General features: G+C 64.5%; 26 protein-coding genes. 3 read left to right on the top strand and 23 right to left on the bottom strand.

Annotation, left to right across the window (positions count from 1 at the left end; all coding sequences use genetic code 11):
- Positions 1–11 precede the first annotated feature (11 nt).
- Positions 12–998 (bottom strand): AAA family ATPase, encoded by a 987-nt coding sequence (locus tag IPP68_10510; protein MBL0350785.1) that lies wholly within the window; start codon positions 996–998, stop codon positions 12–14.
- Between the two features lie 458 nt (positions 999–1,456).
- Between IPP68_10510 and IPP68_10505 the strand changes: the two genes are divergently transcribed.
- The gene (locus IPP68_10505; GenBank protein MBL0350784.1) at positions 1,457–2,572 is read left to right on the top strand and encodes a porin; all 1,116 of its coding nucleotides are present in this window, start codon (positions 1,457–1,459) and stop codon (positions 2,570–2,572) included.
- Between the two features lie 164 nt (positions 2,573–2,736).
- Positions 2,737–3,924: an EAL domain-containing protein gene (locus IPP68_10500; GenBank protein ID MBL0350783.1), complete on the top strand. Its 1,188-nt coding sequence runs from the start codon at positions 2,737–2,739 to the stop codon at positions 3,922–3,924.
- A gap of 135 nt (positions 3,925–4,059) precedes the next feature.
- Here the strand turns inward: IPP68_10500 and rsmA are convergent, their stop codons facing one another.
- Complete coding sequence (gene rsmA / locus IPP68_10495; GenBank protein ID MBL0350782.1) at positions 4,060–4,797, bottom strand: ribosomal RNA small subunit methyltransferase A; 738 nt, start codon at positions 4,795–4,797, stop codon at positions 4,060–4,062.
- A 143-nt stretch (positions 4,798–4,940) separates the two neighbouring features.
- Between rsmA and IPP68_10490 the strand changes: the two genes are divergently transcribed.
- Positions 4,941–5,315: a helix-turn-helix transcriptional regulator gene (locus IPP68_10490; GenBank protein ID MBL0350781.1), complete on the top strand. Its 375-nt coding sequence runs from the start codon at positions 4,941–4,943 to the stop codon at positions 5,313–5,315.
- On the opposite strand, the gene IPP68_10485 is transcribed toward IPP68_10490, so the two are convergent.
- The 21 genes from IPP68_10485 to IPP68_10385 all read right to left on the bottom strand — a co-directional run bounded on the left by IPP68_10485 (position 5,312) and on the right by IPP68_10385 (position 24,414).
- Entirely contained in the window at positions 5,312–6,535 is a 1,224-nt protein-coding gene (locus IPP68_10485) for a competence/damage-inducible protein A (GenBank protein ID MBL0350780.1), read from the bottom strand. The genes IPP68_10490 and IPP68_10485 overlap by 4 nt on opposite strands.
- Before the next feature lie 35 nt (positions 6,536–6,570).
- Entirely contained in the window at positions 6,571–7,278 is a 708-nt protein-coding gene (locus IPP68_10480) for an ABC transporter ATP-binding protein (protein ID MBL0350779.1), read from the bottom strand.
- Positions 7,271–8,050 (bottom strand): ABC transporter ATP-binding protein, encoded by a 780-nt coding sequence (locus IPP68_10475; GenBank protein ID MBL0350778.1) that lies wholly within the window; start codon positions 8,048–8,050, stop codon positions 7,271–7,273. The genes IPP68_10480 and IPP68_10475 overlap by 8 nt, the downstream gene beginning before the upstream one ends.
- A 1-nt stretch (position 8,051) precedes the next feature.
- Positions 8,052–9,017, bottom strand: coding sequence for an ABC transporter ATP-binding protein (locus IPP68_10470; GenBank protein MBL0350777.1), 966 nt, complete (start codon positions 9,015–9,017; stop codon positions 8,052–8,054).
- A 13-nt stretch (positions 9,018–9,030) separates the two neighbouring features.
- Positions 9,031–9,915 (bottom strand): branched-chain amino acid ABC transporter permease, encoded by an 885-nt coding sequence (locus tag IPP68_10465; GenBank protein ID MBL0350776.1) that lies wholly within the window; start codon positions 9,913–9,915, stop codon positions 9,031–9,033.
- Positions 9,916–9,942: 27 nt separating this feature from the next.
- The gene (locus IPP68_10460) at positions 9,943–10,533 is read right to left on the bottom strand and encodes a M23 family metallopeptidase (GenBank protein MBL0350775.1); all 591 of its coding nucleotides are present in this window, start codon (positions 10,531–10,533) and stop codon (positions 9,943–9,945) included.
- Between the two features lie 28 nt (positions 10,534–10,561).
- Positions 10,562–11,689 (bottom strand): branched-chain amino acid ABC transporter substrate-binding protein, encoded by a 1,128-nt coding sequence (locus IPP68_10455; GenBank protein ID MBL0350774.1) that lies wholly within the window; start codon positions 11,687–11,689, stop codon positions 10,562–10,564.
- 1 nt (position 11,690) lies between these two features.
- Positions 11,691–12,056, bottom strand: a complete 366-nt coding sequence (locus tag IPP68_10450) for a hypothetical protein (protein ID MBL0350773.1) — start codon at positions 12,054–12,056, stop codon at positions 11,691–11,693.
- On the bottom strand, positions 12,053–13,114 hold the full coding sequence (locus tag IPP68_10445; GenBank protein ID MBL0350772.1) for a threonine synthase: 1,062 nt from the start codon (positions 13,112–13,114) through the stop codon (positions 12,053–12,055). The genes IPP68_10450 and IPP68_10445 overlap by 4 nt, the downstream gene beginning before the upstream one ends.
- 1 nt (position 13,115) lies before the next feature.
- Positions 13,116–14,444 carry a homoserine dehydrogenase gene (locus IPP68_10440; protein MBL0350771.1) on the bottom strand — a complete coding sequence of 443 codons (1,329 nt, stop codon included), beginning with the start codon at positions 14,442–14,444 and terminating at the stop codon, positions 13,116–13,118.
- Entirely contained in the window at positions 14,441–15,667 is a 1,227-nt protein-coding gene (locus IPP68_10435) for an LL-diaminopimelate aminotransferase (GenBank protein MBL0350770.1), read from the bottom strand. The genes IPP68_10440 and IPP68_10435 overlap by 4 nt, the downstream gene beginning before the upstream one ends.
- The gene (locus tag IPP68_10430; GenBank protein ID MBL0350769.1) at positions 15,660–15,959 is read right to left on the bottom strand and encodes a hypothetical protein; all 300 of its coding nucleotides are present in this window, start codon (positions 15,957–15,959) and stop codon (positions 15,660–15,662) included. The genes IPP68_10435 and IPP68_10430 overlap by 8 nt, the downstream gene beginning before the upstream one ends.
- A 13-nt stretch (positions 15,960–15,972) precedes the next feature.
- Positions 15,973–16,248 (bottom strand): HU family DNA-binding protein, encoded by a 276-nt coding sequence (locus tag IPP68_10425; protein ID MBL0350768.1) that lies wholly within the window; start codon positions 16,246–16,248, stop codon positions 15,973–15,975.
- A gap of 68 nt (positions 16,249–16,316) precedes the next feature.
- Complete coding sequence (locus IPP68_10420; protein MBL0350767.1) at positions 16,317–17,300, bottom strand: alcohol dehydrogenase catalytic domain-containing protein; 984 nt, start codon at positions 17,298–17,300, stop codon at positions 16,317–16,319.
- Positions 17,301–17,370: 70 nt separating this feature from the next.
- Positions 17,371–18,360, bottom strand: a complete 990-nt coding sequence (locus tag IPP68_10415) for a hypothetical protein (GenBank protein ID MBL0350766.1) — start codon at positions 18,358–18,360, stop codon at positions 17,371–17,373.
- Positions 18,357–19,823 carry an aldehyde dehydrogenase family protein gene (locus tag IPP68_10410; protein ID MBL0350765.1) on the bottom strand — a complete coding sequence of 489 codons (1,467 nt, stop codon included), beginning with the start codon at positions 19,821–19,823 and terminating at the stop codon, positions 18,357–18,359. Before IPP68_10410 ends, IPP68_10415 begins: the two co-directional genes overlap by 4 nt.
- Before the next feature lie 17 nt (positions 19,824–19,840).
- Positions 19,841–20,872, bottom strand: a complete 1,032-nt coding sequence (locus tag IPP68_10405) for an arginine N-succinyltransferase (GenBank protein ID MBL0350764.1) — start codon at positions 20,870–20,872, stop codon at positions 19,841–19,843.
- The gene (locus tag IPP68_10400) at positions 20,869–22,230 is read right to left on the bottom strand and encodes a M20/M25/M40 family metallo-hydrolase (GenBank protein ID MBL0350763.1); all 1,362 of its coding nucleotides are present in this window, start codon (positions 22,228–22,230) and stop codon (positions 20,869–20,871) included. The genes IPP68_10405 and IPP68_10400 overlap by 4 nt, the downstream gene beginning before the upstream one ends.
- Positions 22,231–22,290: 60 nt before the next feature.
- Entirely contained in the window at positions 22,291–22,635 is a 345-nt protein-coding gene (locus IPP68_10395; protein ID MBL0350762.1) for a hypothetical protein, read from the bottom strand.
- Positions 22,636–22,678: 43 nt separating this feature from the next.
- The gene (locus IPP68_10390; protein ID MBL0350761.1) at positions 22,679–22,975 is read right to left on the bottom strand and encodes an ATP-dependent Clp protease adaptor ClpS; all 297 of its coding nucleotides are present in this window, start codon (positions 22,973–22,975) and stop codon (positions 22,679–22,681) included.
- A gap of 20 nt (positions 22,976–22,995) precedes the next feature.
- Positions 22,996–24,414: a response regulator SirA gene (locus tag IPP68_10385; protein MBL0350760.1), complete on the bottom strand. Its 1,419-nt coding sequence runs from the start codon at positions 24,412–24,414 to the stop codon at positions 22,996–22,998.
- Between the last annotated feature and the right edge of the window lie 2 nt (positions 24,415–24,416).

Here is a 24,416-nt window from a genome sequence, read left to right as displayed (position 1 = left end):
CCCGGGCGGGGTTAGGGAACGTCGACTTCGTTAAAAATGTGCTGGAGGACGTCCTCGACGGTTTTCTCCTCCGCCTCGGCTTCGTAGGTCAAAATCACCCGGTGGCGAAGGACGTCGGGGCCCATGGACTTCACGTCCTCGGGGGTGACGTAGCCCCTTCCTTTAAGGAAGGCGAAGGCCTGGGCCGCCTTGTGGAGGGCCAGGGTGGCCCGGGGCGAAGCGCCGAATTGGATGAGGCTTTTCAGGGGGGCCAGGGCGGCGCCCTCGGGGCGGCGGGTGGCGCCCACGATGTCCAGAATGTAGTTTTTGATCTTCTCGTCCACGTAGATCTCGTCCACCACCCGCCGGGCCTGGGCGATCCGGTCCAGGGTAATGACCCGACGGGCCCGGGGCGGTTCGGGAAGGGACATGCGCTCCATGACGGTCTTTTCCTCCTCCCGGGAGGGGTAGGTCACTTTGATTTTCAGCATGAACCGGTCCACCTGGGCCTCCGGCAGGGGGTAGGTGCCTTCCTGTTCAATGGGGTTCTGGGTGGCCAACACCAGAAACGGTTCGGGCAGGGCGTGGGTCGTGTCGCCGATGGTCACCTGACGCTCCTGCATGGCCTCCAAGAGAGCGCTCTGCACCTTGGCGGGGGCCCGGTTGATTTCGTCCGCCAGCAGGAGGTTCGTGAACACCGGGCCTTTCTTGACGGAAAAAGACCCCTCTTTGGGGTTGTAGATCAGGGTGCCGATGACGTCGGCGGGCAGGAGATCCGGCGTGAATTGAATGCGCTGAAACTGCGCCTCGATGATCCCGGCCAGGGTCCGCACGGCCAGGGTTTTGGCCAGGCCCGGGACCCCTTCCAACAATAAGTGCCCGTGGCCCAGAAGGCCCACCAGCAGGCGCTCCAGCAAGGTTCGCTGGCCCACGATCACGCGTCCCAATTCGGCGAAGATTTCCTCCACGAATTGGCTTTCCTGTTTCACTTTTTCACTGACAAGGCGTAGGTCGGTCATGTCGGTTCGTCTCCCGTTTCGATTCAACAAAAGCTGGCCCCGGCGCTCTCCCGGTCCCCTCCATTAACGAGGATCCCCGGCCGAAAGTTCGGTGAGCGCCGCCCAAAACGACAAAAGGATAATTTCCCGCGGGCGGCTTTGTCAATCCTCCGTCGGCGCCGGACCCCGCTTGACACCGGGACGGAGGTATGATAGCTTCTTGTGGCACGGTGACGTGCGGAAACCTTTCAAGGCTCTAGGACAACGCGGTCCTCCCTTCGGCAACACGGCGGGAGGACTTTTTATTTTGGACCTTCGGGTCCCCGACGCGCAAAGCGGCGCGCCCCCCTTTTCGAACGACGGCGTTCGTCCGCGGAAACTCGCGACGAACGCCTTTTTTATTGCCCGCGCACGCCGCGGATCAAATGGGGATGAGTCCCTTTGGACCGTCCACAACACACAGCAGAGGAGGAAGAACAATGAACATCAGCAAAAAGACACAGCGTACGGTGCTCGCCGTGGCGGTCGCCGCCCTGGGGATGGGCAACGCCTTGGCGGAAGGTCCGACGGTCAGCGGTTTCATCGACTTCGGCTACGTCTACAACATGAACGGCCTGAGCGCCAACACCTACCGGGCCTTCGACGGCAGCGCCAACAGCTTCACGTTGCAAAACGCGGAAGTGGTGCTGCAAGGCAAATCCAGTTCCGACGTGGCCTACCGCGTCGACGTGGACTACGGCCAGGACGGCGGCGTCGTCAACACCTTCGACGGCAGCGGCGACGACCAGATTGACCTGCAGCAGGCGTACATCAGCATGACGTGCCCGCTGACCAAAGGCACTCTGACCCTCGGGAAGTTCGTGACGCCTTTCGGCGCCGAAGTGATTGAAGCGAAGGACAACTTCAACTACTCGCGCGGCCTGCTCTTCACGAACGCCATCCCGTTGGTCCACACCGGGGTCAAGCTCGACAAAGGGCTCTTTGACGGCAAACTCGCCCTCACCGGCGGCCTGGTGAACGCCTGGGACGCGTCCGTTGACACCAACAAGGGAAAGACGTTTCTTGCCCAAGCGGGATTCACGGGCATTCCCAAAGTGAGCGTCATTGTCGGCGGCGCTTACGGCCCCGAGACGACCTCCCCGGCCTTCTCCGTTGCCAGCTCCACCGGCACCGAAAAACTCAGCCGGAGCCTCGTGGACGTTATCCTGAAATACACCCCCACCAGCAAACTCACCCTGTTGGCCAACGCCGACTGGGGCGTGGAAGAAGGCGCGGGCTTCCAGCCGACCGCCACCGACGACGTGACGGCCAACTGGGCCGGCGTGGCGCTCTACGCGAACTACGCCTTCACCGACACCTGGGCCGGCACCCTTCGTTACGAGAACTTCGACGACGAGGGCTCCCGCCTGACCGGCGGCGCCACGCACCAGACGATCAACTCCATCACCGGGACCCTTCAGTACAAAATGAAGGACGTCATCACCCGGCTGGAATACCGGACCGATCAATCCACCGACAAGGTCTACACGAAAAAAGACGGAACGTTGGACGACACCGAGAGCACCATCGGCCTCGAGGTGATCTACTCCTTCTAACCGAAGGCGTTCATCGCACGGAAACGGGCGGCGCCCGTTTCCGCCACCAATTGGCTCCCCGGGTGTCCCCTTACATCCCCAACCCCGGGGAGCCTTTTTTGGTGGGCATCGACCCCTCGGGAGCGGGCCGATCGGCGCTGAATCAAAGGCGATTGAGGTAAAATATGATTTCCATGAGCGGCATCGACATACGCCAATTGATTTCCGAAAACCGCCTTTCCGTCCGGTTGGAGCCGGTCATTTCCATCCGGCAGAAGGCGCTCATCGGCCACGAAGCTCGTTTGGCCCCCATGGAGGGGCTCCCCACCGGCGCCGCGCTCCGGGCCGAGGCGAGCCGTCAAAACGCCTCGGTGGATTACGACCGCTGGTTTCGCCGCGCCGGCATGGCCGTCCTGCCCAAGTCCCCGGAGGAACGGGGGCTCGTCTTCCTGGCTTTTGACACCGCGGTGTTGGATTTGGGGGTCGCCGGGTCCGGCCATCTCTCCAAATTGGTCGCCGAACAGGGGCTGGCTCCGTCGGAGGTGGTGATCGCCATTCGGGAATCCAAAGTGGACGACCTGGAAGCGCTCAAAGCCTTCGTCGCCCACCATCGGGCCCAGGGATTTTTGATCGCGTTGAAAGGCTTGGGCGAGGGCCACTCCAATTTGGAGCGGCTGACTTTTGTTCGGCCCGACATTCTCAAAATCGGCGAAGGGTTGACCGCGGGGCTCGAAAAGGATTTCTTCCACCAGGAAATCGTCCGTTCGTTGGTGGCGCTTTCCCGTAAAATCGGCGCCCTGGTCGTGGCCGAGGGGGTCACCGAGGAATCCCAGGCTCTGGCGACGCTGGACCTCGGGGTGGACATGCTTCAGGGCACCTTCTGGACCGCGGAGGGCGGCTGGGCCTCCCGACTGGAGCGCCTTGCGGAGAAACACAAAACTTTCGCGGTGGAAAAAGCCAAGGCGGCGGGTCTTCGGGTCCGGGGCTTTGAGACCCTCCTGGGCCAGCTGGTGAAGTCCTTGAGCGGCCAGCCGATCGCTGGGGCGGAAACCACCCTGACCCAATTCGTCGAGGCCCAGCCGACGGTGGAATGCGCTTTCGTCCTGGACGCCGAGGGCCTTCAAGTCACCGACACCGTGGCCCGGGCCGCCACGGCCTTTAAAAAAAGCCCCCTGTTCCATCCGGCCCGCAAGGGAGCCGACCATTCGTTGAAAGACTATTTTTATTTGTTGGGGGACACCTTCGTCACCCGGTACCGATCGGAACCCTACGTCTCCCTGGCCACCGGACACCTGTGCGTCACCCTCACCGCCCTTTTCCGGGACGGGACCAACACCCCCCACGTCGTCTGCCTGGACGTTCCCTGGGCTTAGCCCCCCGCCGAGCCGACCGCTCCTGTCGTTGGTCATCCCGGAATTACTTTATCCGGAATCCGAATTCTTTCTCCGACGGAAAGAAACCCCTGGATTCCGGCCAAAGGCCTGCCGGAAGGACGGACCGGAAGCTGTTCAGCGGCCGGTGAGCTCCTCCGCGAGCGCGACCCATTGGGGCAGGGGAACGACTTCGGCGCGGGCCCGGAGGTCGACCCCGCATCGAATTAATGTCTTTTCCACCGCCTCCCGGTCTTTCGAAAACGCCCCCGCCAAATTGTTCGCCAAGGTTTTCCGACGTTGGGCGAACCCGGCCCGCACCACGTTAAAAAACGCGGCTTCGTCCCGAAACAGCGGCGCGGGACGACGGCGGAAACGGAGGACCGTGGAAGTCACCCGCGGGGGCGGGTTGAAGGCGCTGGGCGGCACGTCGAACAATATTTCCGTGGTGGCGCGGGATTGGACCGCCAGGGAAAGGATTCCAAAGGCCTTGGTGCCGGCGGCGGCGCCGATGCGGTCGGCCACTTCCTTTTGCACCATGAACACCGCTCGGTCCCAACCCGTCCACGACAAGACTTTCTGAAGGATGGGCGCCGCCGCCGAATAGGGCAGGTTGCCGATCACGCGAAAAGTTCCCGCGGGAACCTCCGGCGGGGTCCAATCCAGGAAATCGGCGTTGACGATTTCCGCCTTGGGAAAACGCGCGGGAAGGCGGACGGCCAAGTCCCGGTCGAGTTCCACGGCGATCAAGCGTCCCGCTTTCTCCGACAGGCATTGGGTCAACGCCCCCCGGCCCGGACCGATCTCCAACACGGCGTCGCCCGGAACGAGCTCCAGGGCGTCCGCGATGCGGCGCATCGTGGGAGGATGGGCCAAAAAATTCTGCCCCCATTTCGTTCTCATGGGAAAAGAGAACGAACGAAAAAAAGGTCAAAAATACTCTTAGAATTCATCGATTCACCTATTAAACACACGCCGTTCTGTTGTTGCTTCCAATCGTGTAATGTATATTTTCAGCCATGTCGACCACCGTGAACGCCAAAAAAGAGTTGGGATTGCGAATTCGGAGCCTCCGCAAACGCCAGGGCCTCACCCAGGAGGAGATGGCGGATAAGTGCGGATTGCACTGGACCTACATCGGCGGCCTGGAACGCGGGGAGCGGAACCCGACCCTGACCACGATGCAGAAAGTCGCCGAAGGTCTGGGCGTCGGCCTGACCGAACTCCTGAGCGCGAAGGCCTTTCAAGAGACCCCCGCCATGGACCAGGACACCAACGAAGGCAAGCTCATGCGCCTTCTCCGTCGGGAAAACGGCGACACCGTGGCCTTGGCGGCGGGCATTCTCCGGGAAGTCCTTTCCTGGCGCGACAAGAAGGCCTCGAACCGCAATTAGTTTTTCCCCAGCTTTCTCCGCAGCGCGTCGAGGGCCCACAGGGCCGACTGCTCGCGGACGACCGTTCGTTCGCCCAAAAAGTTTTTCTCCCACACCCGCGTTTTCCCCTTTGACGCCAACGCGATGTAAACCCGGCCCACGGGCCGCCGGGGCGTTCCGCCCGCCGGGCCCGCCACCCCGGTGATCGAGAGGGCGTGGTCGGTGCCGGCTTTTCGCCGGGCCGACTCGGCCAGGGCCCGGGCCACCGGACGCGACACGGCGCCGAAACGTTTCAAAAGGGCGGCCGGCACCCCCAACCGCTCTTTGGCCCGGTTATCGTAAACAATCCATCCGCCCCAGAAATAGTCCGAACTGCCGGCCACGGCGGTCAACCGGGCGCCGAGCCCCCCGCCCGTGCAGGACTCCGCCACCGCCAGGGTTTCCCCCCGGGCGCGCAGCCGCCTTCCGACGACCTCCGCCAGGGTGTCCCGCCCGCTCCCAAACAAGGCCGACCCAAAAGCCCCGCGCAGGGTTTTTTCCACACCGGCAAACCGCCGCTCCTCCCGGGCGGGATCCGCGCCGACCAACGTCAGTTTGACGTCCACCATGTATTGCTGGGCGAGAATTCCCCAGACTTCGCCGGAACGGCGGGGGAGGGCCCGCAGCGCTTCGTCCACGGCGCTTTCCGCCAGACCGAAAAACCGCCAGACCCGGGTCGTGCGCCGCCCGGCGGGGAAGCGCCGCTCAAAGTGGGGCGCCCAATAATCTTCCACCATGGGTTTCAACTCCCGGGGCGGCCCGGGCAATAGCACCAACATTCTTTTGCCCGTCCAAAGGCATTGCCCCGGCGCGGTACCCCAGGCGTTGGGCAAGACCGACGCGCCGGACAGGATCAGGGCTTGCCGCCGATTGGCCGGGGGCATGCGAAGTCCCCGGCGGCGGAAACGCTCTCGGACGGCCGCTTCGACCGCCCCGTCCCGCCGCAAACGCCGCCCCGTCACCTTGGACCAAACTTCCCGCGTGACATCGTCGAAGGTGGGGCCCAACCCGCCGGTGGTGATCACGACATCGGCCCGCCGCCAGGCTTCCCGAAAGACGGCCTCCATTTCCAGCGGGTCGTCGCTCACGATCGTCTCCCGGGCCAACGGCCACCCGCGCTCTTCCAGGAACGCCCCGAAGGTGGCCCCGTGGGCGCTCGTTTTCCCGGTCAACAATTCGGTCCCCACGCACAAAAGTTCCACGCGCGCGGAAGCGGCCCGCCGAAGGCCCCCGGAAATCAGGAGACCCCCAAATAGGCGTTTCGGACTTTGGGATCGGTGCGGAGGTCCGCCGCCGGGCCTTCGTGGGCGATGCGACCGGTTTCGATGACGTAGCCCCGGTGGGCCACGCGCAGGGCCTCGTTGGCGTTTTGTTCCACCAACAAAATCGGGGTGCCGTCCCGGTTGATGTTCCGGATGATTTCGAAAATTTTCTGGACGACCAGGGGGGCCAATCCCATGGACGGTTCGTCCAACATCAAAAGGCGCGGCCGGGCCATGAGGGCCCGCCCCATGGCCAGCATTTGCTGTTCCCCGCCGGACAGGGTCCCCCCGGATTGGGACAAGCGATCCCTCAGCACCGGAAACAAAGAGACCACCCGGTCGATTCCCCGGGGCACCTCCGCCGGGGCGCCGTGGTACGCCCCCATTTCCAAATTCTCCCGAACCGTCATCCGGGGGAAAATGCGCCGCCCCTCGGGCACGTGAATCAACCCGCGTTCGGCGGTGGCGTGGGCGGGGAGCGAATCGATCCGTCGGCCCTCAAAGAGGATTTCCCCGGAATCCGGCCAGATCAGCCCCGAAAGGGTTTTCAGCAGCGTGCTCTTGCCCGCGCCGTTGGCGCCGATCAGGCAAACGATCTCGCCCCGGCCCACGGCGAGGCTCACCCCGTGCAGGGCGCGGAGTTTCCGGCCGTAGGAAGCCCGCACGTTCTTCACCTCAAGCACGGTCGGCCTCCCCCGACGGCGCGCCCAGATAAGCCTCGATCACCCGGGGATCGGCCTGCACCGCGGACGGCGCGCCTTCCGCGATTTTTTTCCCGTAGTCCAAAACAATGACCCGGTCCGACACCCCCATCACCACCCGCATGGCGTGCTCGATCAGCAGGACCGTGACGCCCTCCCCCCGGATGCGGCGGATCAGGGACATCAACCCGTCGCTCTCCTGGGGGTTCATGCCGGCGTTGGGTTCGTCCAACAACAAAAGCCGGGGTTCGGCCGCCAGAGCCCGGGCGATTTCCAGTCGCCGTTGGTCCCCGTAGGGCAAATTGCGGGCCAGGGTGTGGGCCTCTTTTTCCAAGCCGACCGCTTTCAACCGCTCCAGGGCGGAATGGCGGATTTCGCGCTCCTCGCGGTAGAACGATCGGGTGCGAAGCAGAGCGGGCCAGAGCTCGGACCGGGTGCGGCAATGGCGGCCGACCATGACGTTTTCCAAGGCGCTCATGCGTCCGAAAAGCCGAATGTTTTGGAAGGTGCGGGCGATGCCGCGCTTGGCGATGCGGTGGGAAGGCAAGTCGTCGATTCGTTCCCCCGAGAATTCGATGGCCCCGGCGTCCGGCCGGTAAAAACCGGTCAGCAGGTTGAACAAGGTCGTTTTTCCCGCGCCGTTGGGGCCGATGACGCTCACGATTTCGCCGGAGCGTATATCGAATTCCACGTTGTCCACGGCGGCCACGCCGCCGAATTTTTTCGACACGCCGCGAACGGCCAGGAGGCGCATGTTATTCGTCCCCCGAGGACAGCCGGTCCACGTTCCGCGGCCAGAGTCCCTGGGGGCGGAAAATGGCCATGGCCACCAAAATCGCCCCGAAGACCAAATACCGCGCGTTGACCGCCTGGGCGCCGCCGATCCATCGGAACACGTCGGACCGGAGGACTTCCGGGAGCCCCAAAATCAGCGCCACGCCCAGGAGGACCCCGGGGAGGGACCCCATGCCGCCCAGGACCACCATGGCGACGAGCAGGGCCGATTCCCAAAACGTGAAGGATTCGGGCGTGACGAAATTTTCCCAACGGGCGAAAATGGCCCCGGCCACCCCGGCGAACCCCGCCGAAAGGCCGAAGGCCAAATTTTTCAGGCGCGGCGCGTTGATGCCCATGGCCCGGGCCGCCAATTCGTCGTCCCGGAGAGCCATCCAGGCCCGGCCGATCCGGGAGCGGTTGAGGCGGGCGCTCACCAGGATTCCCAGGGCGAGGAGCGCGTAAATCAGATAGAAAAAGTGGGTGTTGGTGCGAATCCCGAATCCGAAGAGCCGGAGAGGCGGCACGGCGGCCGACGAGAGAAGGGAAAGGCCCTTGGGACCGTTGGTCAGGGAATCCCAATTGTTGAGGGCGATGCGGGTGATTTCCCCGAACCCCAGGGTGACGATGGACAAATAATCGCCCCGCAGTCGGAGCACCGGCCAACCGAGGAGCGTCCGGACCGCCACCGCGGCGAGGACGCTGGCCGGAAGGCACAGCCAGAAGCTCACCCCGCGGAGGGACAGCAGGGCCGTCGTGTAGGCGCCGATGGCGTAGAACGCCATGAACCCCAGGTCCAAAAGCCCCACGTAGCCCAAGACGAGATTGACCCCCAGGGCCAGAAGGCCGTAGAGCCCCATCAAGGCCAGGATTCGAACCACGAAGGCCCAGGAGGTTCCTTGTAGGACCAACGGGGCGGCCAAAAACGCCGCCGCCGCGACCCCCATCAAAACCGCCGATTTAAACTTTTTCGGAGGTGTTTTCACCGAGAAGTCCCGACGGTCTTAAGAGGAGAACCAGAATCAACACCGCGAAAGCGAACACGTCTTTCCACTCCGGTTCCGGCAAAAATCCGGCGCCCAGGGCCTCCAAGACCCCGAGGAGGAACCCGCCCAGCATGGCCCCCGGAAGGTTGCCGATGCCGCCCAGGACCGCGGCCGTGAAGGCCTTGACCCCGGGCAGGAAGCCCATGTTGTATTTGACCGATCCGTAATAAAGGCCGTTCATGACGCCCGCGGCGCCGCCCAGGGCGCCCCCGATAAAGAACGTCAGGGCGATCACGCGGTTGACCGGAATTCCCATCAGTTCGGCGGTGTCGGCGTCCTGGGCGACGGCGCGCATGGCCTTGCCCATTTTCGTGCGGCGGACGAAAAACGTGAGGGCGCCCATGAGCGCCACGGACCCCCCGATGATGAACAATTGAAGTCCGTTCACCGCGAGGGGACCGCAGTGGAACGAACGGACGGCCAAGGGCTGTGGGAAGGCCATTTGGGAATCCCGCCAGAGGAATACCAGGTTTTGCAGAAAGAGGGAGGCGCCGATGGCGGAAATGAGCGGCGTCAGCCGCGGCGAACGCCGAACCGGCGCGTAGGCCACGCGATCCAAAAAGACCGCCAGAACCCCCGAAGCCCCCATGGCCAGGACAAAAGCCGCGGCGAGCGCCCCCGCCCCCGCGTTCGCCGGGAGAATCCCCAAAAACAGCGCTCCGGCCACGCCGCCCCACATAAACAATTCCGAGTGGGCGAAATTGATCATCAGGAGAACGCCGTACACCATGGTGTAACCCAGGGCGATAAGGGCGTAGATGCCGCCCAGGGTCAGCCCGTTCAGCAATTGTTCGGCGATGGTCGTCGAGAGGGGATTCACGCGGGGTTATTCTACTTTTTTGACAGGGGGTTCCTGGACGGACCGGGGTTTCGCCCGGGAGTCCTTGCCCGGTCGCGCGGCGGCGTCGCGCGAAGGCGCGGGGACGCCTTTCGACTTCCCGGCGGGGGGCGGGCGGGGCGGGAACAAAAGAGGCCCGGGATCCAGGTAACGTCCCGACGGGGTGATGACTTCAAAATGCAGGTGGGCCGTGGTGGCGTTCCCGGTGCGGCCGACGATCCCGATTTTCTCCCCCGCGGCCACGTGGGCGTTGGGCCCCGCCAGGGTTTTTCGAAGGTGGGCGTAACGCGTGCGGTAGCCCCCGGCGTGTTCCAGAAGAACCGAGCGGCCGTAATGGCCTCCCCGCCCGATCCCCACGACCCGGCCGTCGGCCGCCGCCAGGACGGGATCGCCGCCCCCCCGGGTCTCCAAAAGATCAACCCCCGTGTGCAGGCGCCCGTGGCGGTTTCCGAAGGGCGACAACACGCGCGCCCGTTCCAAGGGAAGGCGAAAACGGATTTTGAGGGGGGGGTCGGACGGGCCCCGGCCGGCCACGGGATGAAACCGCGACCGGGCGAAGGGCCCCGCGCAGGCCGCCAAAAAAAGAGCGGCTCCGACGACGCGGAGGCTAGAGAGAGGGAGTGAAAGCGCCTTTTTTGATGACAAACAGGGTGATGGTTCGGTTCCGGGTGTCGCCCTTTTCGTCAAAGGTGGTCTCCCCCAGCACGCCGGCGTAGCGAATGGTCCGCAGAGTGTCGATGATCTTGGCTTTGTCGGGACCGACTTTCTCCAGCGCTTCCAAAAGAATGTTCGTGATCTCGTAGCCGTAGTGGTCGTAGGCTTTGATTTCCTGGCCGGGGTAGCGGAGTTTGTACTTCTCCACGAAGGCTTTGGCGGTGTCCAACAGTTCGGGCGGGCGGCCCAAATAGGTGACGTAGGCGCCCTCGGCGGCCGGGCCGGCCATGCGGACGAACTCCGGGTCGAAACTGTTTTCACCCGTCAAAAAGAGGGCCGTGATCCCGGCGTCCCGGGCCTGGCGCAGGACGAGGGCGCCTTCGGTGTAGGTGCCCCCGTAAAACAGGGCCGCGGGATTTTCGGCCTTGACGCGCGTCATCAGGGCTTTGAAATCCTTGTCGCCGGTCTGCACCCCGTCGAAAGAAACCACCTCGCCGCCCAGCGCCGTGAACCGCTTTTGCAATTCCTCGGCGATCCCCTGGCCGTAGGACGTTTTGTCGTGGACGACGGCGACGGTCTTTTTCTTGAGCGCCTTGTTCAGGAATTCCGCCGCGAAGGTCCCTTGGGCGTCGTCGGTCGTGTTGGCCCGGAAAACGTTTTTCGGCCAGGGCCAGTTGGGCGAGAGCTGTTGGCGCGTCAGTTCCGGGTTGGAGGAGCCCGGGCTCACCATGGGAAGCCCCGCCTGGGCGTACACCCGGGAGGCCGGGATGGAACAGCCCGAATTGAAATGGCCGATGACCGCCACCATGTCCGGGTCCGAGACGACGCGGTTGGCCACGTTCACGGCTTCCTTGGGGTCCGACCGATCATCGAAGGGAATCAAAACGACGGGCGATTTAAACCGTCCCGCGGTCGTGGCTTCCTCCAGGGCGAGGGTGGCCGAGCGCTGAATGCCCTGGCCCACGGAGGCGATGTCGCCGGTCAAGGGCAACGCCAAAGCGATTTTGATTTCCCGGGGCCCGCGCTGGCAAGCGGCCACCCACGGCAAGGCCAATCCCAAAATCCACCATCTCGATTTCATGTTAAGCCCCCGAACGTTGATTGTCGCGCACGCGCAGCTGGCAGGCCGCCGCCGTGGTGAGGGCGGCGTAGAGAACGGTCGCCGCCGTAAAATTGAGCGTTTGGGAGCCGACGACGGAACGGAAGGTCACCGCCCAGGCCCCGAACACGATCATGCCCAGAACCAGCGCCGCGGTGAAGATCCCCCAGGCCAACACTTTGGACCGAAGCCCGGCGTTCACCAGACCCAGAAGGATCAACCCCAGGGGCAGATAGAGGGCGGCGTTGTTCACGTCGATGTTTTCTCCCCGGAGCGCCCGGGCGGCGAGGCCGCCGACCATCAAGGCCGCGCCGAGGCCCAGGGCGATTTGTTCCACCCGGCGGATCACGGCTTCAGTTCCGCCCGCAGGGCGTCCAAGGTGGGCGGAATGGACTTGGGCCGGGGCGACACGGCCAGGGCCCGGTCGGGGTCTTTCAACCCGTGGCCCGTGAGCACGCAGACCACCGTGGCCGCGGCGCGGGCGAATTCCGGGTTTTCCCGGGCGAATTTTTTGACGCCCGCGACGGACGCCGCGCTCGCCGGCTCGCAGTAAACGCCTTCCCCCGCCAAGGCCTTGTAGGCTTCCAAAATTTCCTCGTCGGTGACCGCGCCGATGAAACCCCCGGATTCCTCCCGGGCCGCCAGGGCGCCCTTCCAGGACGCGGGGTTGCCGATCCGAATGGCCGTGGCGATGGTCTGGGGGTCTTTCACCGGGGCGCCCAACACGATGGGGGCCGAACCCGCCGCCTGCCAGCCCATCATGCGGGGGAGCTTGGCGCTCCGCCCGGCCGCGCGGCTTTCCCGGTAGCCGCGCCAATAGGCCGTGATGTTGCCCGCGTTGCCCACGGGGATGAAATGGAAGTCCGGCGCCTCGCCCAACTGCTCGATGACCTCGAAGGCCCCGGTTTTCTGGCCTTCCAAGCGGTAGGGGTTGATGGAGTTGACGATGGTGAGGGGCAGGGTCTCCGCCACTTGGCGGACCAGGGTCAAGGCGTCGTCGAAATTTCCCTTCACGGCGAAGACTTCCGCCCCGTGAACGAGCGCCTGGGACAGCTTGCCCAATGCGATGTTGCCGTCCGGGATCAACACGACGCAGCGCAGGCCCGCCCGGGCGGCATAGGCGGCGGCCGCGGCCGAGGTGTTCCCCGTGGAGGCCGTGATGACGGCTTTGGAACCTTCTTCCACCGCCTTGGAAATCGCCAGCGTCATGCCCCGGTCCTTGAAGGAGCCGGTGGGGTTCAGCCCCTCGTGTTTCAGGAAAATTTTGAGCTTCGGCGCGCCCGCCCACTCGGCGACCCGGACCGCGGGAATGAGCGGCGTTTCCCCCTCCATCAGGGAGACGACCGGGGTTTGGGCCGAGACGGGCAGGTGCGCCCGGTATTTGTCGATGAGTCCTTGGCGGGGCATGTCAGCGCAGGGGGTCGATGCGGAGATGGACGGGACGTCGCGCCAATCCCCGGACCCGGCGGGTTTCCTTCAAGGCCGCCTGGACGGCGCCCTCGGGCGCCTCGTGGGTGACGATGACGATGGGAACGGATTTGCGCACCACGTCGGCCAGGGCCACGGGCCCGTCCTCTTGATGGACGGAGGCGATGGAGATTTCGTGCTTGCTCAAAATCTGGGTGACGGCGGCCAACACGCCCGGACGGTCCGCCGCGCTGAAGCGGAGGTAGCGGCGCATTTGGTGGTCTTCCAAATCCATGATCTTCAATTTCCGCCCCGCGTCGTAGGTGGTGTAGGGCATGCGGCCGGCCATGCCGCCCGCCACCTGGCGCGCCAGGTACATGACGTCCGACACCACGGCGCTGGCCGTCGGCATGGCGCCGGCGCCCTTGCCGTAAAACATCACGTCCCCCACGGCGTCGCCGTGGATGACGAAGGCGTTGTATTCGTGGCGGACCGTGGCGAAGGGATGGTTTTCGGGGATGAGCGTCGTGTGCACCCGGGCCAGCACTTTGTCGCCGTCGATGTCCGCCATGGCCAAAAACTTGCCGACCAGGCCCAGCCGCCGCCGGGCGAAATTCAAATCCCACAGTTCCAACCCCGACAACCCCTCCCGGGACACGTCGTCGGTTTTAACCCACCCCCCGGTGGCCAAGGACGCCAGGATGGCCAATTTCTGGGCCGCGTCCACGCCTTCGATGTCGAAGGAGGGGTCCGCTTCGGCGAAGCCCGCGGCCTGGGCGGCCTTGAGAGCGGCGTTAAACCGGAGCCCTTCCTCGTTCATCCGGGTTAAAATGTAATTGGTGGTGCCGTTCAGGATGCCGAAAATTCGGGAAATCCGGTTGGCCGCCAGCCCTTCGTTCAAGCCTTGAATGACGGGAATGCCGCCGCCCACGGCGGCTTCAAAGTACACCAGGCCCCGGGCCGACTGGGCCGTGGTGAAAATTTCCGGCCAGTGGCCGGCGAGCACGGCTTTGTTGGCCGTGGCGACCTGCTTGCCGGCTTTGAGCGACGCCAGGATCAGGGTTCGAGCCGGTTCCAACCCGCCGATGAGCTCCACCACGATGTCCACCGCGGGATCCGACACGACGTCCCGCCAGTCTTTGGTGAACCGGGGACGGACGCCCCCGATGACGGGCAAGGTCCGCCGACGGCGGCTGGCCACCCACCCCACGCGAAGTCGCGTGCCCACCTTCGCCTCCAGGACGGGCAGGTTTTCCTCAAAAACTTTGAGCAGACCCGAGCCGACGACGCCCTGGCCCACCAGGCCGATGGTGACGAGGCTCTTTCTCAAGGCCGGGCTTTGCCTTCCCGGGCGGGACGGACGGCTTTTTCCCCCCGTCGAAGAAATTTGCGGATGCGGAGGGCCGCGTCGTAAAACCGGTCGTCGTGGGTCACCAGAGACATGCGGACGTAGCCTTCCGCTTCGGGGCCGAACCCGACGCCCGGGGTGACCACGATGCCCGTTTCCTTCACCAGCTCCTCGGCGAAGGCCAGGGACCCGCGGGACTTCCAGGATTCGGGCAGGGGCGCCCAGACGTACATGGTGGCCTTGGGCAGGGGGACGGGCCAGCCGATTTTGTTCAGTTCCCCCACGAAATAGTCTCGGCGCCGACGGTAGGTTTCCACCATCTGGGCCACGCAGTCCTGGGGCCCGTCCAGGGCGGCGACCCCGGCCAACTGGAGGAAGCTCGGAACGCCGTAATCGACGAAGGCTTTAAACTTTTCCAAAGGGGCCAAAAGTTCTTTCTCGCCGCACACCCAACCGATGCGCCAGCCGGCCATGTTGTAGGTTTTGGAGAAACTGTGGAATTCCAGCGCCACGTCCCGGGCCCCGGGCGTTTCCAGGAAGCTCGGCGCGCGGTAGCCGTCGAAGGTGATTTCGCAGTAGGGGTTGTCGTAGGCGACCAGGATGTCGTGCTTTTTGGCGAAACGCACGGTCTCTTTGAAAAAGTTCGGATCCTCCACCACCGCCGCCGTGGGGTTGTTGGGGTAGCAGAGGAACATGATCTTCGTGCGCTTCAACACCGACGCCGGGATCTTTCCGTAGTCGGGCAAATAGCCGTTTTCCGGCTTGAGGTTCATGTAGTGAATCCGGCCGCCGGCCAGGATGACGCCGTTGGAATGAACCGGGTAGCTCGGCACGGGGACCAAGGCGTAATCCCCCGGGTCAAGATAAGCGGCGCAAAGATGGGCGATGCCTTCCTTGGAACCGACCAGGGCCAAAACGTTCTGTTCCGGATCGAGCTTGACGCCAAAACGGCGGTCCATGTAGCGGGCCACCGACCGCCGAAATTTTGGCATGCCTTTGGCCTGGGGATACCGGTGGGTCCGGGGATGGTTTTTGACCGTGTCCACCAGGCGGTCCACCACGTGGGGGGGCGTCGGCAAGTCCGGGTTGCCCATGCCGAGGTCGATGACGTCCAGGCGGCGGGCGTGGGCCTCGGCGGCCAGGGCTTTGATCCGGGTGAAAATGTAGGGGGGCAGCTGTTGAAGTTTTTTGGCGCACTCAACCATGGGATTCCTCTCGTTGAAGGGGGCGTTCGACGGACACCGGCAGGCGGCGGCCGTACACGCGAAGGGCGGCGGCCATTCCCAGGCAGGCCAACCCGTAACACAATTCAAACCCCGCGTAGCGGAACCACTGCTCCCGGGTGACGAACTGCCACGGCGCCGGGGAGAAATGATTGGCCTCGGGCTCGCCCCCGAAACAGTCCCACAGGCCCTTGAGCGCCATCGCCGCGCCCCAGCCGGCGAACATCCACGCCGACAAATGGGCCAAGCCGCGCACCGCGACTTTTTGATTCATGCCGCCGGGCCGATCAACCTTTGACGAGTTTCTTGAGGGAGAGGCTGGGTTTGAAGGAAATTTTTCGACCGGCCGGAATGGCGATGGTTTCGCCGGTTTTGGGATTGCGGCCCGGGCGGGCTTTTCGCGCCTTCACTTTGAAGGTGCCGAGGCCGGTCAGGGAAATTTTATCCCCGGAACGAATGGTGTCCCGAATGGCGCTGACCAGGGATTTGACGGATTTGATCGCCTGGGCGCGGGTCACGCCGGCGTCCTTGGCCACGCGCTGAATGAGTTCGAACTTGTTCATGATTCCTCCGGAAAAGGGGCGATCAACAAATTAAATCGACTCTATTTTTCGATAAGAAAAGTCGCTTGTCAAGGGACGATGACCGCCCGGAACCGCACCTCGCCCCGGGAGACCCGCTCGTAGGCCCGGGCGATGTCTTTCAAAGGAAAAACTTCCGTCACCACTTTAACTTTCCCCCGGGCGACGAAATCCAGCGCCTCGTAGAGGTATTCCACGTCGTTTTGCAGGGACCCGATGATCCGGTGGCGGTTCATGATGGCGCCGGCGGTGACGGCCAGGGGTTCGTCGGAGAGCCCCATAAGAACCAGGCGGCCGTCGGGACGAAGGCCCTTCATGGCGTCTTGGGCGGCCTTCCAGGAATTGCCCGTGGCCAAAATCACGTCGGCGCCCCCCGCCCGGGACAGCCCCTCCCCGTCGGACACCACGACGTCCGCGCCCAAATCCTGGATGAGCTTCTCCTTGTCCTTGGAATGGGTAACGGCCAGGGTTTCAAAACCGGCGGCTTTGGCGTATTGAACGGCCAGGTGGCCCAACCCCCCGATGCCCACCACGGCGATTTTCTCGTGGGGTTTCGGGTCCGCGATCCGAAGCCCGCTCCAGACCGTGTAGCCGGCGCAAAAAATGGGGGCGGCCTGCTCGAAGGCAACGCCCGCGGGGATCAACACGGTGGCCTGGGCGAAGGCCGGCATGAACTCGGCGTGGCTTCCGGGGCTTTCGACCCCGGTGCCGATTTGTTCCGGGCAAAAAAGTCCTTTGCCCCGCAGGCACCATTCGCAACGACCGCAGGTCGACTGAACCCAGGGAACGCCCACCCGGTCGCCCACCCGGCGCGTGGTCACCGCCGAGCCCACGGCGACGATCTCCCCCACCGGTTCGTGGCCCAGAACCCGGGGGAATTTCGTCGGCAGGACGCCGTTGGTGATGTGGACGTCGGTGTAGCAGAGGCCGCTCGCTTTGATTTGAATCAAGACCTGGTTGGGACCGATTTCGGGCCGGGGCACTTCCCGGACTTCCCATTTTCCTTTAACGGAAGGGACGACGGACGCGCGCACAAAAGGCTCCTTTAAACGGCGAGAAGAAGACTTATTTTATCTTTTTTCGCGGGCGGTTCTTGGGGACCCGTCAGGCGGGGCGGAACAAGCGCTCCCGACGGAAGGCCGCGACGGCGGGCGGGGCCTCGACGGGCAGGGGTCCCAGGTCGGCCACCATGCATTTGACGGACCCGCCGCCCTTTTCCAAGAACTCGGAAACGTCCGCGGTCGCCACGTCCACGCCGCGTTCCCGAACCGCCGCTTGCAGGGCGGCCGTGGCCCGGTGGGGCATGAAAAGGACCGGCCGGTCCCCGTCGAGTTGAAAACTGTTGGCCGAGAAACCTTCGCCGTCTTCGGGACCCAGGGGGATCAATCGCTCCCGGAAATGGTCCCGCAACCGGTCCTGGCTTTCCGGCGACAGGGCGGGCAGATAGGCCATCAAATGTTCCCGCCGGGGGCCGAAGGCGCAGAGGCAGGTGTCCCCGTGGTAATGGGTTTCCCGGACCAGCGTCAGGGGAATCACCGGGGTTCCCGCGTGGGGTTTTAGAAGGTCCAGGGCCTCCCGATCGCTTCGAAACCCGTAGACCCGGCGGTACGGGGGCCACCCCCAACGGGGGACGAAACGCTGGCGCTCCAGGGGACCGGAGGTGAAAAGGTGGACGTCGCCGGCCTGGAACAAATCCGCCTCGCCCTCGAAACGCCGGGAGAAGGTCGTGTCCACATTGAACCCCAAACGCGACAGGAAATCGCCGAAGAGGGCCCGCTCGGCCTCCCGGGTGGGCAGGGCGCGGCTCAACAAAAAGGTTTTTTCCGCGAGAGGGATTGCCTCGCCCCGGCGGGTGAGAAATCCGGCGTTGGCCGGAAACACCATGCCCGGGGAACCGCCGACGGCGGGGACCACGTAGACCTCGGCCCCCCGCGCGGTGAGGGCCCGGGCCAGGGCGGTCCATTGCCCGAGGGCGCGCTCCCCGTCGACGGATTTCCGCCGGCCCCAGGCGTCCCGCGTGTGGGGGTTCGCCCCGCCCCGAATTTCAAAATGGGCCGGATGGCCCATCAGAACCGCCGAGCGGAAACCGGTCATCGGCGCCGGGGGGGCGTTTCCACGGACCCCACCGGGACGGTGCAGGCGAAAGGGACGAAGAGACCCGCGGGCCAGCCGTTGCCGCTGGCCTTGGTGCCGCCGAACGGCAGGACGCCCGGGGTCATGGCCGTGCTCCGGTTCCAATGGACGACGCCGTTGTCGAGACGGGTTCGGATCCGCTCAAAAGCCGGGCGCGAGGCGGTGAACACGCTGGCCACCAAGCCGTAACGGCTCGCGTTGTTCAAGGCGATCATTTCCTCTTCGTCGTCCAACACGTAGACGGCCAAATCCGGCGCGAACAATTCCTCGTCCCAATAGTCCCGGGAGCCGATGAGCAGTCGGGAGGGAAACCCCTCCCAAAGATGGACCGAGGGCGCGACGTAGTGACCCGAGCGGGATTGGGGCGCGGGGACGCCGCGCTTCAAGGTGGCGAATCCCAATTTTTCCGCCCGGTCCTGAGCGGCCTCAAAGCGCTGGACGGCGCGGGCGTCGATCAAGGGCCCCAGGCCCGGAGACTCGGTGAAATACCCAACGGAAAGCGCCGACGTTCGGGCCATGAAATCCCGGATGAAACGACGGGCGATTTTTTTGTGAACGAACAGGCGGCTGGTGGAGGAACAGCGTTGGCCCGCCGTGGCGAAGGCCCCGTGCACCACTTGGCCCAGGGCCGCCTCCCAGGGGGCGTCGGGGAGAATCAACGCCGCGTTCTTGCCCCCCAATTCCAACGCGAGCAAACGATCGGGGCACCGGTCGCTTAAGGCGCGAACTTTTTCGCCCGTGGCGACGGACCCGGTAAAAAACAAGGCGTTCACACCGGGTTCGGCGGCCAGGGCCGCGCCCACATCGCCCCCGCCCTGAACGAGGTTGAACACCCCGGGCGGAAGATCCGCCTCATCGAAAATCTCGGCCAGGACCTGCCCCACGAAGGGCGTGAATTCCGACGGCTTGAAAACGACGGTGTTCCCGGTCAGGAGAGCCGGGACGATTTGTCCGTTGGGCAAATGGCCCGGCACGTTGAAGGGGCCGATGACGCCCACGACCCCCCGGGGGCGATGGCGGAGCACGCTTCGCGACCCGGCGTCCAGGGGGGCGGCGCGGCCGGCCACGAGGGGCAAGCCCCGGTCCACGGTCAGATCCACTTTCGCGACCATGGCCGCGACTTCGTCCTTGGATTCCTGGAGGGGTTTGCCGGTCTCCCGGGACATGACCCAGGCCAGGCGGTCGCCGTGCAAAACAAGTTTCTTTTGATAACGCCGAAGCAAGGCCGTCCGCTTAGCGAGGGGCCAATCCCGCCAAGCCGGCGCCGCCGAACGCGCCGCGGCCACGGCGTCGGCCACCAGCAAGGTCGAGCCCCGGGCTTCTCCCACGGGACGGCCGGCGTCTCCGGGATCCTCGCTCGGGAAACGGTCCCCCTCCGTCGGCGGAACAAAGCGGCCCCGAACGTAGGCCCCCCGGAAATTCATTGGGCCGAACTCCCGTTTCATCGATCGATTCCCACGGACCACGGCGTCTCAGCGGCGCGAAGACTCAAAGACGCCGAAGCGTCCGGGGACAAAAGGAGACGCCCCCCGCGCAAAGCCGCGGGCGCGACCAGGGCCCGGACGTCGGCCCCGCGATCCACCAACACCAGGCGGCGGGTTTTTCCCGGGGGCGAATTTTCCGCCCACGCCGTCCGCCGCGCGCCGCGAACCAACGGGACGCGATCGGTATCGGCTTCGAAATAGGGGCCGCCGTCGAAGGGTTCGATTTGGGAGCAATAGGCGAACCCGACTTTGCGGAGAAGTTGGGCCGCCGGCAGGGAAGGATTCCCGACCTGGCCCAAATAACGGACCACGTCCGCCGGAAAAAAGTCCTGATACAGCGTGCCCGTCGGGAAAAGGGACACGATGAATTCCTTGTTGTCGATGCTCAGCCGGTCCGCGGTCCGGTAATCCAATCCCGTGAACTTTTTCCCGAAGTATTCCCAAAAGGGGCTGACGCCGTTTTTGGCGAAGGCCGGAAGGTATTCGGCCAGCAAACGGGGGCGAAAGCGCCGCCGTCGGGTGGCGATGAACAACAGTCGCACGTAGGAAAGCCAGTGGCCCAATTTTTCCGGGCGGCCCCGGTGGGACGGCAGGAGAACCAGGCCGCCCAGTTCCGTGGGCCCCCGGTCGGTCCAACCCATTTTCAAGCAACGGTGCTCCACCGACCGGCGAAGGGTGCGGCTTCGGCGCCGCTCCACGAAGGATTGAAGGAAAAGGTGCGGGAGGCCCGGCGTTCCGTGCTGGGCGATGACGAGCGAGGAACCGACGACCCGGCCGAGGGACCGGTCCTCCAGCAGGAACAGGAATTTTTCCCGGGAATGGGACGGGGGGCGCCCGCCGAAGGAGCGGGCGGAATCGCTCAACAGCGTCCGCAAGCGGGCCCGGTCCGCCGGCAAATTGTACGAGTCCAAATGGCGGGCCAAACGGACCACGTCGTCCAAATCGTCGAGCCGCGCGCTTCGAAGAAGAAAATTCGACGGGGCGGTCATTTTGTTTTCGCTTCGCTTTTTTGAATCCATCGTCTTAAAAGAGCTTCGTAAAAATCCACCGCCTTGGCAAGGTCCCGCTCCGAAATGGATTCGTTGGGGCGGTGGACGTTTCCGGTCGACCGGCCGGGGCCCCACACCACGGCGGGGACGCCCCAGGCGCTGTAGAGACCGGCCTCGGTGCAGGTCTTTTTTTCCGTCCATCGGCGGGGGATACCCGCGTCGAAAAGGGCCCGGTCCACCCGGCGGAGCGGCGGCGACCCGGGGCGGGCCGAAAGCGCGGGGTCGTCGATCAAAAGCCGCGGGGCCGGAGATCCGGCCCACAACCGGCGGACCACGCGTTGAATTCGCCGGGAGGAAACCCCCGCCGGGAACCGAACGTCGAACGTGAGAATCGACGCGGCGGCGTCCTCCCGGAGGACGCCGAAATTAAAAGAACACCCCCGGGGGAGCCCCTTTTTAAACCGGTCCAGGGCCCCGGCGATAAATTCCCAATGGACGACCCGGCGGGAAATCCCCCCCTCCCCCCAAACCCAGCGCATTGCCGATTCGGCGGGGACTTGATTCGCCGCCGTTCCCCCCGTCCAGGAAAGAACCCGGGGCGCCTTTCCCGCTTTCGTCCATCGGCCGAGGACGTCCAAAGCCAGGGCCAAGGCGTTTCGACCCAAACGGGGAGTGCTCGAGTGGGCGGCGCGGCCGCGAAACCACCGGGACCGGGCCTTTCCGCCGGCGGCCATTCGTTTTTTCGGTATTCGCCCTTCGAAAACAAGGTAACCGCGATGGCGATGGATGGGCCGCCCCTGGGACGGTTCCCCGACCAACGCTAAAACGGGCTTGGGCCCCCGCCAGGCTCGGACCAATCGACGGGCCCCGTGCAATCCCCGCTCTTCCCCGTAGGTGGCGGCCAGCACCACGGGGCGTGAAAAAGGGACCGGGCCCAAACGCCGAAGGGCCTCCCATTGGCAAAGCAAATTGAGCTTGACGTCGGCGACGCCCAGCCCGGTCAGGACGCCGGACCGGCGCGCCAATCGGAAGGGATCGCGCCCGCTCCGGGTCCACAGGTCGGCCGGCCCCGGAGGAACGGTGTCGGTGTGGGTGTTGAGCAGAAGGGGGCGCCCCCGGGGCGGCCCCCGAAACAAAAGGAGATTTCCAAAATAAACGCCTCCCTCCCGCCGGAGGTCGAACCGCGCCCGAAACCCCTGGCCGGCAAAAAGGGATTGCAGACGTCGGAGAAAAGGAAGGTTCGAGCGGGTGGTGACGGTGTTGAAGGCGATCCAGCGGGCCGCTTCCACCCAGAAATCGGCGGGCAGGGCGCGCGACAACCCACGGGGGGCGGAGCGCCCCCCTCGGAGGGAGATCACGGCGCGGGGCGACGCCCGGGCCGCGACCGCCGGGGCTTCGTCACGAACGAAGCCGGCCGGCTAAATGAGAACCGTGAACGATCGCGCTTTGGATTTCAAAGCGCGCTTTCCCACGGTGATGCGGGCGATGAGGGCGTGGGGACCCGATCCGTAACCCGACCAGTCCAACCACCAATGCCCCACGCTTTCGCGGGCGGGCTGAAACTCCTTGCCGTCGATGGACACCTCGACGCCCGCGCTCGCGCTCGTCGTCAACCGGATCGCGTAGGACGCGCTCGTGACGATTTCGCCTTCCTGGGGATAGTCGACGGCGACGTAGGCCTTGGCGGCCTCGTCCGTGGTCGACGGTCGAGCCTCGGCGGGTTCGGACGAACGCGCCGGCGTTGCCTTCTTCTTGCGTACCATGGTTTTCCTCCCGAACATTAGTACCTCCCGGGAATCCTTGATGTCACTGGGCCACCTGCACCCGCAATCGAATGTCTTCCAGAACGGCCGCCACCGCCTCGCACCGTTCCCGCGGTCCGGAATAAACCGTCGCACTGCCGGTGTGGTGCACCACGTTGGCCAAGGCCAACCCGCGCGTGAAATCGCAACGGATGGCCTTCGTCAACTGCAACGCCACCTCTTGAAACGAATGGCAATCGCAATTAAACAAAATCGTTTTCCACCCCAGGCCCCGGCGCCCGTGATCGGTGGTTTCGGGCCGGTCCGCGGCGGCCCGGGCTCCGATCGACGTCGGACTCATAAGTTCATTTTACCATTTCACTAATAAACATACCGGCTGCCGCCGATAAATTCCCGCAACAGGGAGTCGTCGGGGACGTCGTCGGTCGACGCCGGGGACTTCAACGCCGCCATCAGTCGCTGGAGCCGTTCGGCCCGCAGGAGGGCGTCGGCTTTTTTGGGGTCCCCTTTAAATTTATCAACGATGGCGGGCATGTGGTCCGCCAGGCGCGCCCGGTGGTACGGCAGTTCGTAGGGCAGGGCGCCGTTGAAAATGTAATCCACCTGCTGGATGTAGGGAACGATGTAGCGCAGTTCGCTTCGGCGCACGTAATGCCAATGGCCCACCGTCATGGCCGGGTCGTAGCTGCGGTGCCAGCTGTCCCGGACCATCCGCCGCATGAGACGCAGATCGGCCCAGCGGACGAACTCGCCGTCGGCGTCTTTGATCTGGGTCAGGGCTTCGATGTAAAACTTGAACTTGGTTTCGGGGGCCACGCCCCCCGTCATGCCTTCGTAAAGGCCGTGCAAGCTGTCAATCAGGAGGATTTCGTTCTCCCGAAGGCGGAACTCCCTGGTTTCCTTTTCCCGTCGGCCGGTTTTGAAATTGTAAACGGGCATGCGGATCGCCCGCCCTTCCATCAACTGGCTCAGATGCTCGTTGATCAAGGGCAAGTCCAGGGCCACCGGCATTTCAAAGTCGTAGTCGCCGTATTCGTCCTTGGGTTGTTCGGACAATTCCCGAAAATAATTGTCCAAATTGAGCAGGAGAAAAGGGTGGCCCTTGGATTTGAGGCGCTCGCTGATTTTCATCGTGGTCGTCGTTTTGCCCGAACTGGAGGGCCCGGCCACGATGACCAACCGGACGTCGGGCAGGCGCTTCAACACGATGTCGGCCACGTGGTGGATCTCATCGTGGTAGGCCCGTTCGGCGTCCTTGATAAGCTTTTTCCAACCCCCGGCCATTTGGGCGTTCAAGCCCTCCACCGTGTGGCACCCGTGGTCCACGTTCCAGGACAACACCCGCCAGAGGACTTTGTAGGGGATGTAGTCTTCGACCGCGGTGACTTCGGGCTTCTTCTCCCGCGTGCGGGCCCGCTCCAGGCGGTAGAGGATGAACGCTTTGGCCGTTTTGGCGTGGCCGTTTTCAATGAGCACTTTTTCCACCACGTCCTGGATTTCCTCGACGGAGGGGGTGGAGCCGGCGGGATACGCCGCGCCCAGGGCTTTCATCGCTTGGTCGGCCAGGGCCTCGGAGCGGTCCCGGTCCCGCCCGCCGACGGCCACGGCGGCGCGGTAAATGGCGTTGACGATTTTCAGCTTGTTAAAGGCCACCAATCGGCCGTCGCGCTTGATGATGTGGGTGATCTTGTTCCGCTCGGGCTGAGCGAACAGGTGGAGCTGGGCGTGGGGCGAAGAGGGGTCCATTTTTCCGTCGATCTCGTGGTTATTTTGCCCCATTT

This window comes from Elusimicrobiota bacterium (genome assembly GCA_016722575.1).
In the GTDB taxonomy this organism is placed as follows: Bacteria; Elusimicrobiota; Elusimicrobia; order FEN-1173; family FEN-1173; genus JADKIY01.
This window is presented reverse-complemented; position numbering and strand designations above follow the sequence as displayed.